17 protein-coding genes and 1 riboswitch are annotated in these 15,873 nt (G+C 45.9%); of the genes, 2 read left to right on the top strand and 15 right to left on the bottom strand.

Features of this window, described 5'->3' with window-relative positions; translation table 11 throughout:
* From ACHZES_RS19850 to ACHZES_RS19830, 5 genes are all read right to left on the bottom strand, one after another.
* Entirely contained in the window at positions 1–1,857 is a 1,857-nt protein-coding gene (locus ACHZES_RS19850) for a DUF6320 domain-containing protein (protein ID WP_395546353.1), read from the bottom strand.
* Positions 1,858–1,869: 12 nt separating this feature from the next.
* Positions 1,870–2,376, bottom strand: coding sequence for a GNAT family N-acetyltransferase (locus ACHZES_RS19845; protein ID WP_395546352.1), 507 nt, complete (start codon positions 2,374–2,376; stop codon positions 1,870–1,872).
* 113 nt (positions 2,377–2,489) lie between these two features.
* A complete protein-coding gene (locus ACHZES_RS19840; protein ID WP_038277025.1) occupies positions 2,490–3,188 on the bottom strand; it encodes a response regulator transcription factor in 699 nt (232 codons plus the stop codon).
* 21 nt (positions 3,189–3,209) lie between these two features.
* Positions 3,210–3,884 carry a helix-hairpin-helix domain-containing protein gene (locus ACHZES_RS19835; protein ID WP_395546351.1) on the bottom strand — a complete coding sequence of 225 codons (675 nt, stop codon included), beginning with the start codon at positions 3,882–3,884 and terminating at the stop codon, positions 3,210–3,212.
* A gap of 102 nt (positions 3,885–3,986) precedes the next feature.
* Positions 3,987–4,412 carry a DMT family transporter gene (locus ACHZES_RS19830; protein WP_025234636.1) on the bottom strand — a complete coding sequence of 142 codons (426 nt, stop codon included), beginning with the start codon at positions 4,410–4,412 and terminating at the stop codon, positions 3,987–3,989.
* 205 nt (positions 4,413–4,617) lie between these two features.
* A riboswitch (TPP riboswitch) is annotated at positions 4,618–4,716 on the top strand.
* A gap of 26 nt (positions 4,717–4,742) precedes the next feature.
* On the opposite strand from ACHZES_RS19830, the gene thiT reads away from it, so the two are divergent.
* Positions 4,743–5,414 carry an energy-coupled thiamine transporter ThiT gene (gene thiT, locus ACHZES_RS19825; protein WP_154523096.1) on the top strand — a complete coding sequence of 224 codons (672 nt, stop codon included), beginning with the start codon at positions 4,743–4,745 and terminating at the stop codon, positions 5,412–5,414.
* Positions 5,415–5,543: 129 nt separating this feature from the next.
* Here thiT and ACHZES_RS19820 read toward each other — a convergent pair whose 3' ends face one another.
* The 3 genes from ACHZES_RS19820 to ACHZES_RS19810 form a co-directional block, all read right to left on the bottom strand.
* Positions 5,544–6,380, bottom strand: coding sequence for a bifunctional 5,10-methylenetetrahydrofolate dehydrogenase/5,10-methenyltetrahydrofolate cyclohydrolase (locus ACHZES_RS19820; protein WP_395546350.1), 837 nt, complete (start codon positions 6,378–6,380; stop codon positions 5,544–5,546).
* Positions 6,381–6,400: 20 nt separating this feature from the next.
* Positions 6,401–7,030, bottom strand: a complete 630-nt coding sequence (locus ACHZES_RS19815; protein ID WP_395546915.1) for a cyclodeaminase/cyclohydrolase family protein — start codon at positions 7,028–7,030, stop codon at positions 6,401–6,403.
* Positions 7,031–7,122: 92 nt separating this feature from the next.
* Positions 7,123–8,034 (bottom strand): HD domain-containing protein, encoded by a 912-nt coding sequence (locus ACHZES_RS19810; RefSeq protein WP_395546349.1) that lies wholly within the window; start codon positions 8,032–8,034, stop codon positions 7,123–7,125.
* 241 nt (positions 8,035–8,275) lie between these two features.
* Between ACHZES_RS19810 and ACHZES_RS19805 the strand changes: the two genes are divergently transcribed.
* Positions 8,276–8,815: an ECF transporter S component gene (locus ACHZES_RS19805; RefSeq protein WP_395546348.1), complete on the top strand. Its 540-nt coding sequence runs from the start codon at positions 8,276–8,278 to the stop codon at positions 8,813–8,815.
* Between the two features lie 58 nt (positions 8,816–8,873).
* Here the strand turns inward: ACHZES_RS19805 and ACHZES_RS19800 are convergent, their stop codons facing one another.
* Genes ACHZES_RS19800 through ACHZES_RS19770 form a run of 7 tightly spaced genes read right to left on the bottom strand, consistent with a single transcriptional unit; the run spans position 8,874 to position 15,873 of the window.
* The gene (locus ACHZES_RS19800; protein ID WP_395546347.1) at positions 8,874–9,761 is read right to left on the bottom strand and encodes a ribokinase; all 888 of its coding nucleotides are present in this window, start codon (positions 9,759–9,761) and stop codon (positions 8,874–8,876) included.
* Positions 9,758–10,789, bottom strand: a complete 1,032-nt coding sequence (locus ACHZES_RS19795; RefSeq protein WP_395546346.1) for a LacI family DNA-binding transcriptional regulator — start codon at positions 10,787–10,789, stop codon at positions 9,758–9,760. The genes ACHZES_RS19800 and ACHZES_RS19795 overlap by 4 nt, the downstream gene beginning before the upstream one ends.
* Positions 10,773–11,948 carry a M20 family metallopeptidase gene (locus tag ACHZES_RS19790; RefSeq protein WP_395546345.1) on the bottom strand — a complete coding sequence of 392 codons (1,176 nt, stop codon included), beginning with the start codon at positions 11,946–11,948 and terminating at the stop codon, positions 10,773–10,775. The genes ACHZES_RS19795 and ACHZES_RS19790 overlap by 17 nt, the downstream gene beginning before the upstream one ends.
* A 10-nt stretch (positions 11,949–11,958) precedes the next feature.
* On the bottom strand, positions 11,959–12,705 hold the full coding sequence (locus ACHZES_RS19785) for a glutamine amidotransferase (RefSeq protein WP_038276977.1): 747 nt from the start codon (positions 12,703–12,705) through the stop codon (positions 11,959–11,961).
* A complete protein-coding gene (locus ACHZES_RS19780) occupies positions 12,698–13,981 on the bottom strand; it encodes a M20 family metallopeptidase (protein ID WP_395546344.1) in 1,284 nt (427 codons plus the stop codon). The genes ACHZES_RS19785 and ACHZES_RS19780 overlap by 8 nt, the downstream gene beginning before the upstream one ends.
* 5 nt (positions 13,982–13,986) lie before the next feature.
* Positions 13,987–14,925 carry a nucleoside hydrolase gene (locus ACHZES_RS19775; RefSeq protein ID WP_038276973.1) on the bottom strand — a complete coding sequence of 313 codons (939 nt, stop codon included), beginning with the start codon at positions 14,923–14,925 and terminating at the stop codon, positions 13,987–13,989.
* A 15-nt stretch (positions 14,926–14,940) separates the two neighbouring features.
* Complete coding sequence (locus ACHZES_RS19770; RefSeq protein WP_038276968.1) at positions 14,941–15,873, bottom strand: ABC transporter permease; 933 nt, start codon at positions 15,871–15,873, stop codon at positions 14,941–14,943.

Below are 15,873 nucleotides of genomic sequence, written 5' to 3'. Positions count from 1 at the left end.
TTATACATGAAACCGCCTTTTCAGTTCCGTTTTCACACTTCTATCTCCAAGCACAATGGTAACGGCAAGAATGATCACCGTCACTGTTACAGTGAACAGGGCCAGAAACGGCCTGGTTAGAAGACCGGCCGCCCATAAAATCAAAGGAATAAAGCTAAATACTGTAATAGCAATCTGATACATAAAATAACTCTGCCAGTTCATCCGGTTTACCAGTATCAAAAAAACCACTGATAGATCCGCAAACAAAATGGTGCTCGGAATTCCGTAATTCACTGACCAGCCATTATAACCCGTCGAATGGTCCAGAGCCACTAAAAGTACCTGCGCAGCTACCGTCTGCATAAGGATCTTAGATGCCAGATTCGCATGGCGCAGAATGGAATATTCGACCGTAAGAGCCGTATAGGCCATAAGTCCGATTGCAATGATGGACCACAAAGAGCCGGAATAGGTGGCATAATTAATAACCCCTAAAATAGCCCCCACAAAAAACAACAATCCATAAAAAATGGCTGCCAGCTTCTTAAGCCGTTTCTGGTCATACCGGATTTGAGGATACCTTCCCATATCATCCCGGCGATCCGGAACGCCGTTGCTCTCAAGACTTACCGGAATCTTCATCTCTCTAAGAAAACCGAAAAAACGATCCTGAAGCCTGGTGTCCTGAAATACGGAAGTAAAGGTCACAATGACCTCTTCTCCATAGGAACAGACCGCACATTTCATGGGCTGTCTTTTGGAAACTCCGATCATTATGGTAAACCGCTCGATTTCCTTCCTGTAATCCTCTTCAATATCAATCGGACCGATATTAGAAAGTGTCATGGTGTAGGCTTTCTCGTTGTTCCGGAAAACCAGGTTTAACGCACACCATTTTACAAAAAGGGGAGCGGCCCGCAGATACCACTTCTTTTCATTGGAAACATTATAGGAAATGATTTGCTCCATCTTTTCCTTTGTGATCTTTGAATCCATTTGGCTGCTTACTGCTTCCAGTACCTCAGTAAATGTATGCTCCTCACTGGTGGATAAAAAATCAATAAGCGTCACAGCAAAAAAATTAGCGGTCGTCTCCGAGCCGAAAAAGGTCCGCAAATTAATGGGAATGCTGATGCCGATGGATTCCTCACAAGGCTTCCCACCAAGATATTCCTGATAGATCGCCCAGATCAGGGCCGCCGTCAAAAATCTGGTGATGCTGACCCCATAGCTTTTGGCAACCGTCTTAAGCATCTTTAAGTCCACATAACCGTGAAGAACATTTTCCTCATCAAGAGGAAGGGCTTCTCCTGCCAGATGATAAGCTTTTCTGGTGCTGTATTTGCGCTTTTCGGTCTTTTTATAATGACGGACGTAACTGTCCTCCACATTCATGGATACATTTGATGATATCTTCTGAGACGTCCGATGACCGGTTCTGGAATTTCGTTTAATATCCAGATACCGGTAAACAAGGGCCTTTAAAAAGTTCACCGCTCCCAGGCCGTCTGTAACCGCATGGAACACTTCCAGATTGATCCGCCTGTCAAAATATGTGACCCGGAACAAATAAAGCTGATTGCTGTGAGGATCAATGAATTTGCAGGGGTAAGTCGTTTCCCGTTCAATGACCGGCATCCTCTTATTGTCCTCAAAATAATACCAGAAAAATCCCCTACGCAGCCTCACCGAAAATCCCTCAAACTGAGGAAGGATCTCTTCCAGTGCCCGCTGCAGGGTGCCCGGATCCACCTCATCCTTTAAAACTGCGGAAATCCTGAATACATTGCTTAAATTCTCACTTGCTATGACCGGAAATATCTTTGCCGTATTGTCAAGCCGTCTCCACCGCTCTCCCTGGGGGCTTTTCTTCATATTGACGGTGCCTCACTTCCCTGTATCTATAAAATCAAGCCGCATGTCATACCAGACGGCTCCTCCGTGCACAGATCCGGACACTCCCATGTTCCTGTATCCGAATTTTTCGTAATAGTGAATCAGCCTGTCCTTGCAGGTAAGTATCATTCCTTTCCTGCCATTTTTCCCTGCTTCTTCAATAAAACGTTTCATAAGAGCAGCGGCAACACCCCGGCCCCGCCATTCTTTTATCACATCAAGTCCAAACACGCTTTGGTAAGCGCCATCTGGATTATGAAAATCTGCTTTCTCAAACATTTCGTCACAGATCGTATTCCCATTTGTAACACAGCCATTTATAAAACCGATGATTGTCCCGTCAGAATGCTCTGCCACAAGGAAGCTTTCAGGAAATTGATCGATTCTCTGCCTTATGGATTCCCTCCCTGCCGCCTCTTCCGGCGGAAAGCAAAGAGCCTCCACTTCCACGACCCGGTCCAAATCTTCTTTCTTTACTCTTCTGATGCTGTAATCCATCTTATCGTTTCCCCGTTTCCAAAATTGATTCTAATCTATGGAATTTTCTTCCCAAAATTTAAAGAAAAGGCGGATTTCCCCGGTCACCCGTCAGAAATCCTCCTCTTTTTTTACTAGACGCGGAAATAATATCCTACGCCCCACTTGGTATGCACATATTTAGGATCGCTGGGACTGGGTTCAATTTTCTCCCGCAGACGCCTTACATGAACGTCTACCGTCCGTACATCCCCCGTATCCATGGCTTTATTTCCCCATACGTAAGTAAGAAGCTGTTCCCTGCTGTAAACCTTACCCGGATTGCAGGTAAGAAGTTCCAAAAGATCAAATTCCTTTGCAGTTAAATTAATCTCTTTCTCAGCAATAAACACTCTCCTGCTGTCCCGGTCCAGCTTTAAATCGCCTTCTTTTATCACCTGGCTGTCTTCCTGGTTATCCCGCTTGTTCTTCTTTGAATTCCGGCGCAGGATAGCCTTAATCCTGGCCTTTACCTCAAGAATATTAAAAGGCTTTGTGATATAATCGTCGGCACCGTATTCCAGGCCCAGGATCTTATCCATATCATTGCCTTTTGCTGTAAGCATGATAATAGGCATCTCGGAAAATTCCCGGATGGCCTGACACACTTCGTATCCGTCGTATTTGGGAAGCATGACATCCAACAGGACCACATCATACTCTTTCTGCTTTGCCAGATTAATGGCTTCCTCTCCGTCATAGGCACAGTCCACTTCCATACCGTCCTGTTCCAGACTGAATCTCATTCCTTTTACGATGAGTTTTTCATCATCAACTACTAAAACGCTTGCCATACTACACCTCTATCCTCTATTTCAAACCGTTATATCATCTTTTATTTTCTGAAACGCCGCATCTTTGATGCCGGATATCTTCATAATATCCTCGATCTTCTGAAATCCGCCTTGGCTCTCCCGATACTTAAGGATATCAGCTGCCTTAGCTTCTCCGACTCCCCGCAGGGTCATCAGTTCCTCTTTGGTGGCTGTATTTAAATTCACCTTGGTTTTTTGTACGTTGGATGAAGCCTCTGCCTGTAGGGATATCTCTCCCCTGGCCTTCGCCGCTTCCACCTCTTCCTTGCCAGGGACCACGATCTTCATGCCGTCCTTGACCTGCTCCGCCATATTTAAATATTCTGCCGCAGCCTGGTCTGTGACTCCGCCTGCTTTCTCGATTGCCTGAAAAACCCGGCTTCCTTCTTTAAGCTCATAAACACCGGGAGAAATAACTTCTCCGCAGATATGTACATAGAAAGGCAGGGCCGTTTCCTCTCCTGCACTTCCTAAACTGTCCTCTTCTGCCGTTAAAGCCGCCGGGCCATCACCTGCTCCAATTCCGGTAACCGTTTCCCTGGAAGATAAAGCTGATTCCTCTGACAGAGAAATCCCTGGCCTGCGAACCTCCTGGCTTCTGCTCAAGCCGTAACAAACACCCGCCCCTAAGACACACAGGGCGATAAGGATGATTTTAACTTTCTTGTAATCCATGATATCCCTCCTCTTACAAAAATCTCCAAAAAAGGATACCATCTTCAGCCTATGTTACTATTCTACCTAAAGAAATAAGTAAATACAAGCACTATTTCCAAATTAATTAAATATCATGATTCCGATAATGGCAACAACCGCGCCGATCAGCTTCTTCCATTCAAATCCTACCTTTTCTACTCCGAACAAGCCAAACAACTCGATGGCGTAGGCAACAATGATCTGGGAAATTACAATAATCAGAGCCGCTTTGGCCGGCCCCAGGGTTCCCATACTCCTAACTACGGTATAGGTAATGAATGCACCCAAAACTCCGCCAATCAATAAGTACTTTGGCTGTACGTCAAATAGACCGGTAATGTTCTCCCTGCCGGAAAAATACCACAGAATGAGGCAGGTCAAAAATGCAGTCAGCTGTACCCAGCCTGTAGAAACCCACATGCTGGTCTGCTTTGTCACTCCCGTGTTAAAAACTCCCTGTATGCTCATAAGCGCTCCGGATATAAGAGCAATAATAAAGCCTGTCATGAAAACAACCTCCGTATCTCCAATTTGTTAATAATAAATCAAGCGGACCTTATTTCAACTTTACTGCTTTTACTAGGTTGTGCTTAATTTGCATTTTTATACTGAATTTACAATTTGGTTATGGATCAGACATGCAAAAACATGACTTGATAAGGCTTGACAAGCCTGTGTATTTGCGCTATACTCACAGCAAAATTGTATAAATTACACACGCTAGGGGAGCCATTGGCTGAGATTGGTAGAAACCAAACCCTCACTACTTGAACCGGATAATGCCGGCGTAAGGAAGCAATAGTAGTCCCCTCCTGCGCACACAAAGGAGGATTTTTTATGTCATTTTTTCTAACTTACTCTGCGGAAAGTGAAGAGTATTTATTAAAGCCGGCAGGATACTTGCTGGTGATTGTTCTATTTGCTGCAATCTTTTTTGCCCTGCATCTTCTTGGCAGATCGTCTTCTAAATCTCAAAAGCTGCAGACCCGCCAGCTGGTTTACTGCGCAGGCGCGATGGCGCTTGCAACGGTAACTTCCTTTATCAAAGTAGCTTCCCTTCCTTTTGGCGGTTCCGTCACTCTGTTTTCCATGATGTTCATCTGCCTCATCGGTTATGTTTACGGTGTAAAGGCCGGGATCACGACCGGTGTAGCCTACGGAATTTTACAGTTTATCACGAATCCCTATATATTCGCTCCGATCCAGGTTCTTCTTGACTATCCCTTGGCATTCGGTGCTTTGGGGCTTTCCGGTCTGTTCAGTAATAAAAAGCACGGTCTTGTAGCCGGATATATTGTGGGCGTTACGGGTCGGTACTTATTCCATGTTATCTCCGGTTATATATTCTTTGCATCCTATACACCGGAGGGCATACCCCCATTGGTTTATACTCTGGGTTATAATGCCACTTATATCCTGCCAGAGTTGGTATTAACCGTATTAGTCCTGTATTTCCCACCAGTACTGGGAGCTATCGGACAGGTGAAGCGGCAGGCTTTAAACGGATAAATGAACAGAGGCCATTGAGCCTCTGTTTTCTTGTTTTACGCAAAAAAAGTAAACTGTAACCTTAATAGCTCACAACACATTTTCTGTGTCTTCACTTTAGGTTACAGTCTACCCACGAACTTTCCTATTTTATTTTTTGAGTGCTGCCATTACCAAATGCCTAGCCAGCACAGCCGTTGTTACCGCTCCTACTCCTCCCGGTACTGGAGTTGCCATGGAGGCGGTTCCTTCTAAGGAGTCAAAATCCACATCTCCGCAAAGTTTTCCGTCTTCGTCCACATTGATTCCTACATCAACCACAATGGCATCCGTTCCTACAAAAGATGCATCCACCATCCTTGCACGTCCGGCAGCAGCCACAAGGATCTGAGCATTTTTACAGGTTTCCTTTAAATCTTCTGTACGAGTGTGACAGATGGTAACCGTAGCGTTCTCTTTCAGCATCAGCATGGATAAAGGACGGCCAACTACCATGCTTCTGCCCACAATGGCTACTCTTTTGCCTGTCAGGGAAATATCATTGGCTTTCAGAACTTCCACCACCGCTTCCGCTGTGCAGGGTGCAAATCCGGTATCGTCCCCGGCAAATACCCTGGCAATATTTTCTGGTGATATGCCATCCAAATCTTTTCCCGGGTCAATCATATGCTCAATATCCTTTTCCTTTATCTGCTTTGGCAGGGGACGAAGAAGAAGGATGCCATCGATATCCGGGTTTTCATTGATTTTTGCAAATTCTTCCTTAAATGCTTCATCAGTGATGTCCTGAGGAAATGCAAAGCTTTCTCCCATCAGGCCGAAGCTTTCCATCTTCTTTAAAGCTCCCCGCTCGTAGGATAAGTCATCTGGCCGTTCTCCTACCCGCACAATGGCAAGCTTTGGAGTTTTTCCCTTTAAACCAGTCAAAAGTGTTTCTACCTGTTCCTTGATTTTTGCAGATACGGCTGCACCCTTTAAGGTTATCACGTCTGTTTTCCTCCTCCTTATTATGCCTTTAATGCAGCTTCCACCTTCGCATAGATGGCATCTGCCTTTCTGATTCCTTCTTCTGCCAGATGATCCGCCTGAACCAGAAGCTCTCCGGCCTTTTCCCGCTCCTTCATGGCTTTTGTATTGATGGAAACATTCATCTTTGCTCCCAGCAGAGCGGAGCGGATAAACTGGACTCCCACGCCTACATCACTGACAGCCAGGCGGCTTCCCTTCTCCGCCAGGAACTCCATGATATCAAGAGTTTCCATAGAACGCTCCATGACCATGAGAGGAACCAGAGTGGCTGCCAGAAGGTGGATTTCCAGGATTTCAGATTTATGCAGCTTCTCTTCCTCGGTGCCGGAGGGAAGGCCGTATGCAGCCGCTAAAGGTACAAATACAACTTCGTCTTCATCCGCAAGCCTTAAAAATTCGCTTTTTAAAGCTTCCAGCTTTTCAAGGATTGACTGCATTTCTTCTTCCACGTCGGCATACTTCTTCTTGCCAAGTGTTAAGTTCACCACCATTTCTCCTAAGGCCGCTCCTATGGCACCGCCAAGACCTGCTGCTCCGCCACCGCCCGGCGTTGGGCTTTTTGAGGATAACTTTTCAAGGAATGTGTGAATTGTAAAGTCCTGTATCATAACATTGAACCGCCTTTCCAACCGCATTTTATTTTCCATTATTATATAAGGCTTTCTATAAAAAAACAACAAGTTTATCAAACAGTCTGTATTCAGAGGAATTTCATGGAAAGCTCATCGAGCTCTGACCGAAGCCTGATATCTCCACATTTTTCTGCTATGGGAGAAAATATTTTCATCGTATCTTCCGCTCGCCTTTTCCAGGTTGATGGATCGACAAATTCTATTGTGCGCATATTGTGGAGCCGGTCAGCCAGAGCAATTAATGCCCCTCTCTCATCGTGACTTTCATATCTGCCTTCAAATTCCCGGTATGCCAGCAGGACATTCAGAATCCTCTCTCCAGTTACTTCTCCCTTCAACTCTTCTTCCCAGATACCCGACTCGGCATCGTGCATAAGTCCGGCACATACGGTCTCCTCATCGGCCCCCATATCTGCAAGAATCAAAGCAACATTTAAAGAGTGAGTGATATAGTCTTCCCCCGAATACCGTTTCTGTCCCTTGTGACAAGACGATGCCAGTTCATAGATTCTTATTAAATTCTCCTGGTCATGTTCTGTTTTATTTTCTCTAAGCGTCTGGCAAAGAATTTCCCACAGCTCCTCCGTTTTTTTATAAGTCTCCATTGTCTTTAAATATAATTCCATATGCTCTCGTTCTCCTTCCATAGAAGCATCACAAATGTAGATTGCTCTTAAGAGAACAGGGGCATACCCGAACCGGCCGCAAAAAGCTTTGGTAAAGCCGCTGTGAGTCTCCCAGCCATAATCCAAGGCTACATCTATGATCCTCTTTCCCCTGCGGATTTCTCCGGCCGCTGCAAAGAGACGCCGCTGTTTTACGTACTCCATGGGAGAAACTCCCATTTGTGCCTTAAAACGTCTTGAAAAATACCAGGGAGAATATCCTGCCCATGCAGATATGCGTTCCACAGACAGTTCTTCTTTTAAGTGTTCGTCTATATAGACCGCGCATGCCAATACCCAATTCTCCTTTTCCATCCTGACCGCTTCCTTTATTTTTATTTCCCACGTGGTGATTTGATTATAAATGAAAGAGAAATGTTCCGCTATGCCAAAAATGCCCTTTTCCTTTCGAGTGTATCTTCTTCATTAAATATCTTAAATTGCTACAGCAAAACTGGTATGTATAATTTTATTCAAATTGGATATTTATAAAATGCCAGTTTTTCTATATGATAGGTGTAATATAAACAATATGATCTGCGAGAGAGGAGAAAACATGAACAACAACAGAACGAAAAAAATCGTTTTCAGCGCTTTGATGGCAGCCCTTACCACTGCAGCTACTATGGTAATACATATACCATCTGCATTCAGCGGTTATATCCACCTGGGAGACGGTATGGTATTAATAAGCGGCATGCTCTTAGGACCTATGGCCGGTGCTGCCGCAGGAGGGATAGGCTCTATGATGGCTGACCTGCTGTCCGGATACGCTTTTTACGCACCAGCTACCTTAATCATTAAAGCATTGGCGGCATTTGCAGGTGGATATTTGTACAAACATCTGCGTTCCCGGAGCCGGTCAGTAGGATTTCGCGTACTGCCTTTTTTAACCGCCGGCGTGGTATGCAGCGCAGTAGTCACAGGCGGCTATTTCATATTTGAACTTGCAGTTTATAGCTGGCCTGCTGCCATTTCTAATGTTCCGTTCAATCTTGTGCAAAATTTGTTCAGTTTGATTGCAGCCGGGGCTTTACTTCCTGTTCTTTTGCGTGTTCGTGAGATCCGGGAACTGAACCGAGAGACAGCTTCGTAGCAGAAAAGGAAGCCCTGGGATCCATTCTCCCGGGTGCTTCCTCTTTTTACTTTGAGCCTCAATATCCATTTAATACTTCATCCCTCGTAGGAATCGATGGTGCAGCACCAGCTCTGGATACTGCAATGGAAGCTGCCTTTGCCGCATGATCCAACGCCTGTCCGGGAGTTTCTCCCAGAGCAAGTCCGCCAATAAAATATCCGGTAAACGTATCTCCAGCCCCGGTAGTATCAACCACCTTTACCCGATAAATTTCCTGTTCATACACCTGATCGCCGTCTTTGTATAAAGAACCATCCTGCCCCAGCGTCAAAAGAATCTTTGCATTGGGGAATTTTTCGGTCAACTGATCTAAAAGTTCTCTGCCGCTTCCGGACTTTTGGCAGATATCCCCTGCTTCAATTTCATTCAGTATAAAAAACTCCACATAATGAAGAGGATAACTCCATATTTTACGGTTCATAGGGGATGGATTCAAAACGATTCTCATTCCTTTCCCGTATGCCTGCTCCATAATATATCCAACTTCGTTAATTTCGTTTTGAAGAATGAGAAAATCTCCTTTTCCAAACTCATTTAAAACTTGGTCCACTTGATTCTTTGTTATTTCCTGATTCGCTCCACCATACAAAAGAATGCCATTTTGTCCTGCTTGATTCTTTTGAATTATGGCGTGACCTGTCTTATTCTTTACCCGCTTGATATTCTTTGTGTCTATGCCAAATTGCTCCAGCTGCTGGGTCAATATTTCGCCATCCAGTTCCCCAACCGCTCCTGCATGCCAGACTTTGACGCCGCTTTTGCTCAGTGCCAGAGACTGATTGAGGCCTTTTCCTCCGCAAAATATCTCCAAAGAATCAGAGGATATGGTTTCTCCCTCTCTGACAAAATGATCCATCTGGTAAACATAATCAATATTCAAAGAACCAAAATTCAATATTTTCATATATTGCACTCCTGTCCAATTCCCATTGTACTGCTTCTTATTATCAATTTCGGTTCAAATACCGCTTGTCTTTTTTCTACTTTTTTCTTCTTTATCTGAGAAATCAACCGTTTGACTGACTCCACTCCCATCTCATATACCGGCTGTCTGACCGTTGTAAGAGGAATTGCCATCATATCCGCATACAAAACATCATCATATCCTACCACCGATATATCTTCAGGTACTTTCTTATGATATTTGGACAGCTGCCTATACACTCCAAAAGCAGATAGGTCGTTGCAGGCAAATACCGCCGTAAATCCATACTGCATCAGCTCTGTTACGGCGCGTTCCCCGCATTCCATGGTATAATCGCCTTCATAAACCAGTTTTTTATCAAAAGGAATATGAAATTCCTGCAGAGCGCGGGCATATCCTTTTAATCTTCTTTCTGAATCCGCCAGATTTGCAGGACCTGTTACACAGGCGATCTTCTTATGGCCAAGCTCTGTCAGATGTCTCGCTGCCAGGTACCCTCCAAGCTCATGATCCAGGATTATTTCAGCGCAGTCCGCATCCGTAAGATAGCGGTCCAAAAGCACAAACGGCAGCTGAAGCTGTTCCAATAAACGAACCGATTCTTTACCGGCTGTCTCATCACTTTCTCTGGCCATGACATAGATGATTCCGTCTACGCCCTGGTCGGCCAGAAGATGGATATATTCCATGTCCCTCTCATGGAGATCGTTGGTGTTGCACAAGATCAGCGTTCTGCCAAACTCCCTGCAGCACTCCTCAATTCCCTTTACCATATGGGCGTAAAAGACATTTCCGATGTCAGGAATAATTAGGCCTATGGTTTTGCTTCTCTTTTTAACCAGACTGACTGCCAGCTGGTTCGGCCGATAGTTAAGCTTCTGTGCCGATTCCATAATCCGTTTTTTTGTATCCTCCGGTATCTTATGGGCTTTCCCATTTAATACCAGAGATACCGTCGTCACAGAAAGTCCTGTGTCATTCGCAATGTCCTTAATTGTCGCTCTCATCCTCAATCCTCGCTGCTGCCATATTTGTCAATGCCTGTACTGCCATAAGGTAATCTGCGATGCGTACACATTCATTGGGCTTGTGTGCCATATCTGCCGAACCTGGTCCAAATAAGACAGTCGTCATCCCTTCTTTTCCTTCTGCCAGTATGGAGGCATCTGTAAAATAAGAGATTCCTGAATAAGCTTCCTTAATTCCCACAGCCTCCATACTCTTTACCAACCGGGAAACTCCCCAGGAATACTTGTCCGCTTCAATGCTTATTCTATGATTCTTAATTGAAGTATTCAGACTGGGAATTCCTCCGGATTTCCGGCTGATGTCCTGAAAAACTGTCTCCAGCTGGCAGAGAATCTTTTCATATGTAAGTCCCGGCACGGTTCGGATATCCATTAAAACAGTGCACAGATCCGGTGTCATGTTAGGTTGTATCCCTCCCCGGATTTCTGTAATCTGTGCGGTGGCATTTCCAAGTACCTGATGGTCATGACCACAGATCCAGTCTCCCAGTCGCTCGGCCGCTTCATATGCACACGTGACAGCATTGCAGCCTTCTTCCGGATATGCCCCGTGGCTGGTCTTACCCCTTACTTCTAATTCCAGCCAGATACAGCCTTTTTGTCCGATCCCCACGGTACAGCTTGTAGGTTCTCCGATCAGTAACGTGGATGCTTCCATCATATGTCCGCCGGAAATGATAGCCTTTGCTCCGGTTCCTCCCCGCTCTTCGTCACATGTCCCAAGAAACTGGATGGAGGTTTTGGGCTTTCTTCCAGCCTCCCCCAGCATTCCGAGAACATATACCATGGCAGCCAGTCCGCTCTTCATGTCACTGGCTCCCCGGCCAAAGAGGAAACCGTTATGGATCACAGGAGTCCATGGTGAACGCTCCCAGCTCTCAAGCTGACCGTAGTCCACCGTATCAAGATGTCCATTCCAGATCATTCCCTTGTCCGTATCCTCTCCAGGGAGCAGGGCAATTACGTTTCCCCTTCCCTCTCCGATATCCTGGACAAAGGCCTTCACCCCACGGCTGTTTAAGTATTGACAGATATATTCCGCAGCCGGTTTCTCTCCATCTTTTCCGTTTACTGTCCTGATTTCCATCAAATCCTTTAAAAGCTGTACCGCTTCCTCTTCCCAGCCTTCCTTTTTCATTACAAGCCCTCTATTCTTTTGTCAGCCAGTCAAGAATCCCCTTCCAAAGCTGATCGTAATATTCCCACTCACAAAATTCCGGCGGAGCCCAATGAGGGGCACAATCCGTGGTAAATGCCGCACTTCTTCCTTTTCCGTAGGTTCCCAATGCCAGGAACGGATCATTTTCTATGGTAACGGGTACAATTGCTTCCGGCTTTGCCACTGTTTTATTGTATCCCAATACCTCCGGCCAGTCTGACGGAAGTCCGGATATGGCTTCATGGACTTCTCCTACAACAGGCTTTGCTCCGTCACAGTGTTCCATTCGGTCGTCCACAGTCAAAACCTCTACGGGAAGAACTTCCTGTACAGCGGTATCATGCCACTTTCCCTTTGCATCCACGCCGGAGAATGTCATATATCCCCCGATCATCAAAAGTGCGCCTCCATCCAGAACATAATCCCGGATCAGCTTACAGCGGTCCGGCATCTTCCGGCTGTGAGCAAAAGTCGCTACGGGAAGCAGCAGGGTATTTGCTCCGATATCGGACAGAATGACCCCATCATACTGCTTTAATTCTTCCATAGTAAATGGAAATTCGTCCGATGCCAGGTGATTCGGAAGGAACGTTACCTCATAACCGGCATTCTCCAGCGCCTTTTTCAGCCACTTTTCTCCTGTCTCATAGGTAGAGGTATAAAAAGAATCAAACCCCTTTACATGTGTAGTATAACTCATCCAGGATTCTCCTGCCAATAGTATTTTCTTATTCATCTGTCCTGTTTTCCTTTCCCCACTCTAAAATCAATTGTGCATAGATATGAATTGCCTTAAGATATTCCTCTATCTGAATATATTCATTTACGGAATGGCATTGTTCCAGATTTCCGGGTCCAAACTGAATGGTCGGACAACCAGCTATATTTCTCCACAGCCTGGAGTCACAGCCAGCCGGTGAGCCCTTTATGGCCACTGGTTTTTCCTCCGCTTTTTCAAATGCTCGTTCAAAGCTGTCTACAAACGGCCCCTTTTCCATTTCAAAAGGACCTCCGGCCTGATAAATACTGATTTCCGGCATATGCTCCCGCAGCCATAGATCGCTTTCTGCCAGGCGCCTGATCTCATCTGTGACCTCATCTGCCACCTGCTTATGACTCATCAGACCAGGAAGGTAATGGATGCACATATCAAATTCACAATCCCCGGCAACCGTAGATCCCGCACTTCCTCCATGAATGGTCCCTACGTTTAAATTAGGGGCCGGAAGAAGGGGGTGCTTAAATTTAAGCAGCCAACCATGCTCCAGTTCATTCAGCCTTTCTATGATCTTTATTGCCTTTTCAATGGCGCTTACCCCAAGCCATTTGGCTCCGGAATGGTTGGATTTCCCGGCGATCCGTACTTTCATAAATACGAATCCCATATGAGCCAGAATCAGCTCTCCGGATGTTGGTTCACAGACCACCACTCCATCTGCCCGTTTTCCTCTCATGACCGCCTGAATGGAGCCATTTCCGCCTCCCTCTTCATCACACACCGAGCAGATGTGGACATTAAGAGGAAGGGAGATACCGGCATCCTTTAAAAGCTTTACTGCCATGACGGAAGCCATAAGGCCCCCTTTCATATCCGCAGCTCCCAGGCCAAACAGCTTGCCATCTGCTATTTCCGGTGCATGGGGAGGCACATTCCACAAGGACTCATCCCCCGGAGGCATGGTATCCATGTGTCCATTAAACATCAGGCTCTTGCTTCCCTGCCCTTTGAAAACGGCATAAACATTATAGCGGTCCTTATAATCATGACCAGGATTGCCTTCTCCATATTTTTCTATAGAGGCTGCGATCGTCTCTTCGGTCATGGGATCTCTTTCTATCTGATCTGCTCCCATCTCCTCCAGCAGCCGTATTAAATATTCCTGTCCCTCTTTTTCTCTTCCTCCGGCAATCCCATGTCCCAGATCCTGAGTATCAATGGCAATCAGCTCTGATAAATATTTAACATATTCATCTTTTTTGTTTTCCAGTACTTCTTTTAATCGTTCCATCATCTACCTCACGAACCGTAAGCCCGGATTCCCGTCTCGATCAAATCCCAGAAACGTTCCACATCAATATCCACTGCCACATCCACATTTGCTTCTCTGTGACTGTAGCCAAAGAAGTCACAATTGGTCCTTCCATAGCTTTGTACGCTTCTGATATCCACTTCCGTAAACATAGGTTTTGTCACCAGGAGCTCCGGATCAATGATGGAGGCAATGGTCACCGGGTCATGAAGAGGGCCGCCTTCCCAGCCGAAAACTTGCCTTTGGCTCTTATTGAAATGTCCCATCAGATCTGTAAACAGTCGGGCCGCCGGTGTACCGATTGCTTCCATCCGTTTTACCACCTGGGGATAACAGAGTACCTTCCTGGTCACATCAAGCCCTACCATAGTAATCGGGCGTCCGCTGGTAAATACCACATGAGCTGCATCTGCATCGGCTATGATATTAAACTCAGCCGCCGGAGTTACATTACCCAGCTGATAGCAGCCTCCCATAAGGACAATTCTTTTTATCTTCGGTATAATACGAGGCTCCATTCTCATAGCCATGGCAATATTGGTCAGGGGACCTGTTGGCACCAGAATAATGTCACCTTCCGACTCCATCAGCGTGCGGACGAGAAACATGACTCCATGCTCCGCCTCTTCCTTTCTCTGTAACGGTTCAAAAACCGGACCGTCAAGTCCGCTTTCTCCATGGATATCCCCTGCAAGGAGCTGCTTATCCCGGATCATGGGCTGCCCACAGCCGGCATAGACTGGGATATCAAGCCCTAAGTACTGACAGATATTCAGGGCATTTCTTGTTGTTTTTTCAAGGGACTGGTTTCCTGCCACCACGGTAATGCCCAGCACCTCTATCCCACTGTTTTTTCCTGCCAGTATTATGTTCACTGCATCATCGTGTCCCGGATCACAGTCCAGGATAACCTTTTGCTTTTCCATTGATTATTCTCCTTTTTAAGCTTTTGCCAATGCACTCTTTTTCTTCTTTTCCCTTGCCATTTTAGATGCCATGGATACTGCCAGGGTGGCTATGGTCACCACATAAGGCATCAAAAGCACCAGCTGAGACGGCACTCCGTAAGCTTGAAGTCTGGCTCCTATGGAATCTGTTAATCCGAACACCAGACATCCTGCCGCAGTCAGGATTGGGTGGGCACCTCCAAAATACATGGCCGCCACTCCCATAAATCCTCTGGCATTTGTCATATTCTCCGTAAACATTTTGCTGTATCCTAAGGATAAATGGGCACCTGCCAGGCCTCCGATCAGGCCCGATATGGCAATGGCCCGGTATTTCATGGAATTTACATTGATTCCTGCCGTCTGTGCTGCCATTGGAAACTGTCCTACTGCCCTTAAACGAAGGCCCCAGACCGTTTTATAAAACACAAACCAGACCAGTATAATCAGTACAATCACAAACCACTCGGTGATGCACCAGTTGTCAAAAATCTCTTTTAAAAATGGAACTTTAGCCAGAAAAGGAAGACTGACCCTTGGGATTGCAATGATCCCTGGTTCCGAAAAGGTTCCGCTTTTTCCCAAAGCACTGTTTAAAAGAAACTTGGTGATCGCCAGTGCAAATAAATTGATCCCCATACCGATGGCACAGATCTCCGCTTTATAACGGATATGGCCTACTGCCATGATCATGGCCATAATAAGCCCTGCTATCATGGCAACTACAACTCCCAGAAGCCAGCTTCCGGTTAAATAGCTGACTGCCACTGCCGCAAACGCACCGGTCAGCATGATTCCTTCCGTTCCGATATTTAAAATATCCGCCTGCTGAGTGATGGCTGCACACAATGCCGCATAAATAATAGGCGTGGCAGAACGAAAGGTTGCATATATCAAGGATACACTGAAAATTTTTCCTAAATCCAT

Source organism: Lacrimispora sanguinis (genome assembly GCF_044987295.1).
Taxonomy (GTDB): domain Bacteria; phylum Bacillota; class Clostridia; order Lachnospirales; family Lachnospiraceae; genus Lacrimispora; species Lacrimispora celerecrescens_B.
The sequence above is the reverse complement of the archived record's forward strand: the minus strand, read 5'-3'. Positions and strand labels throughout refer to the sequence as shown.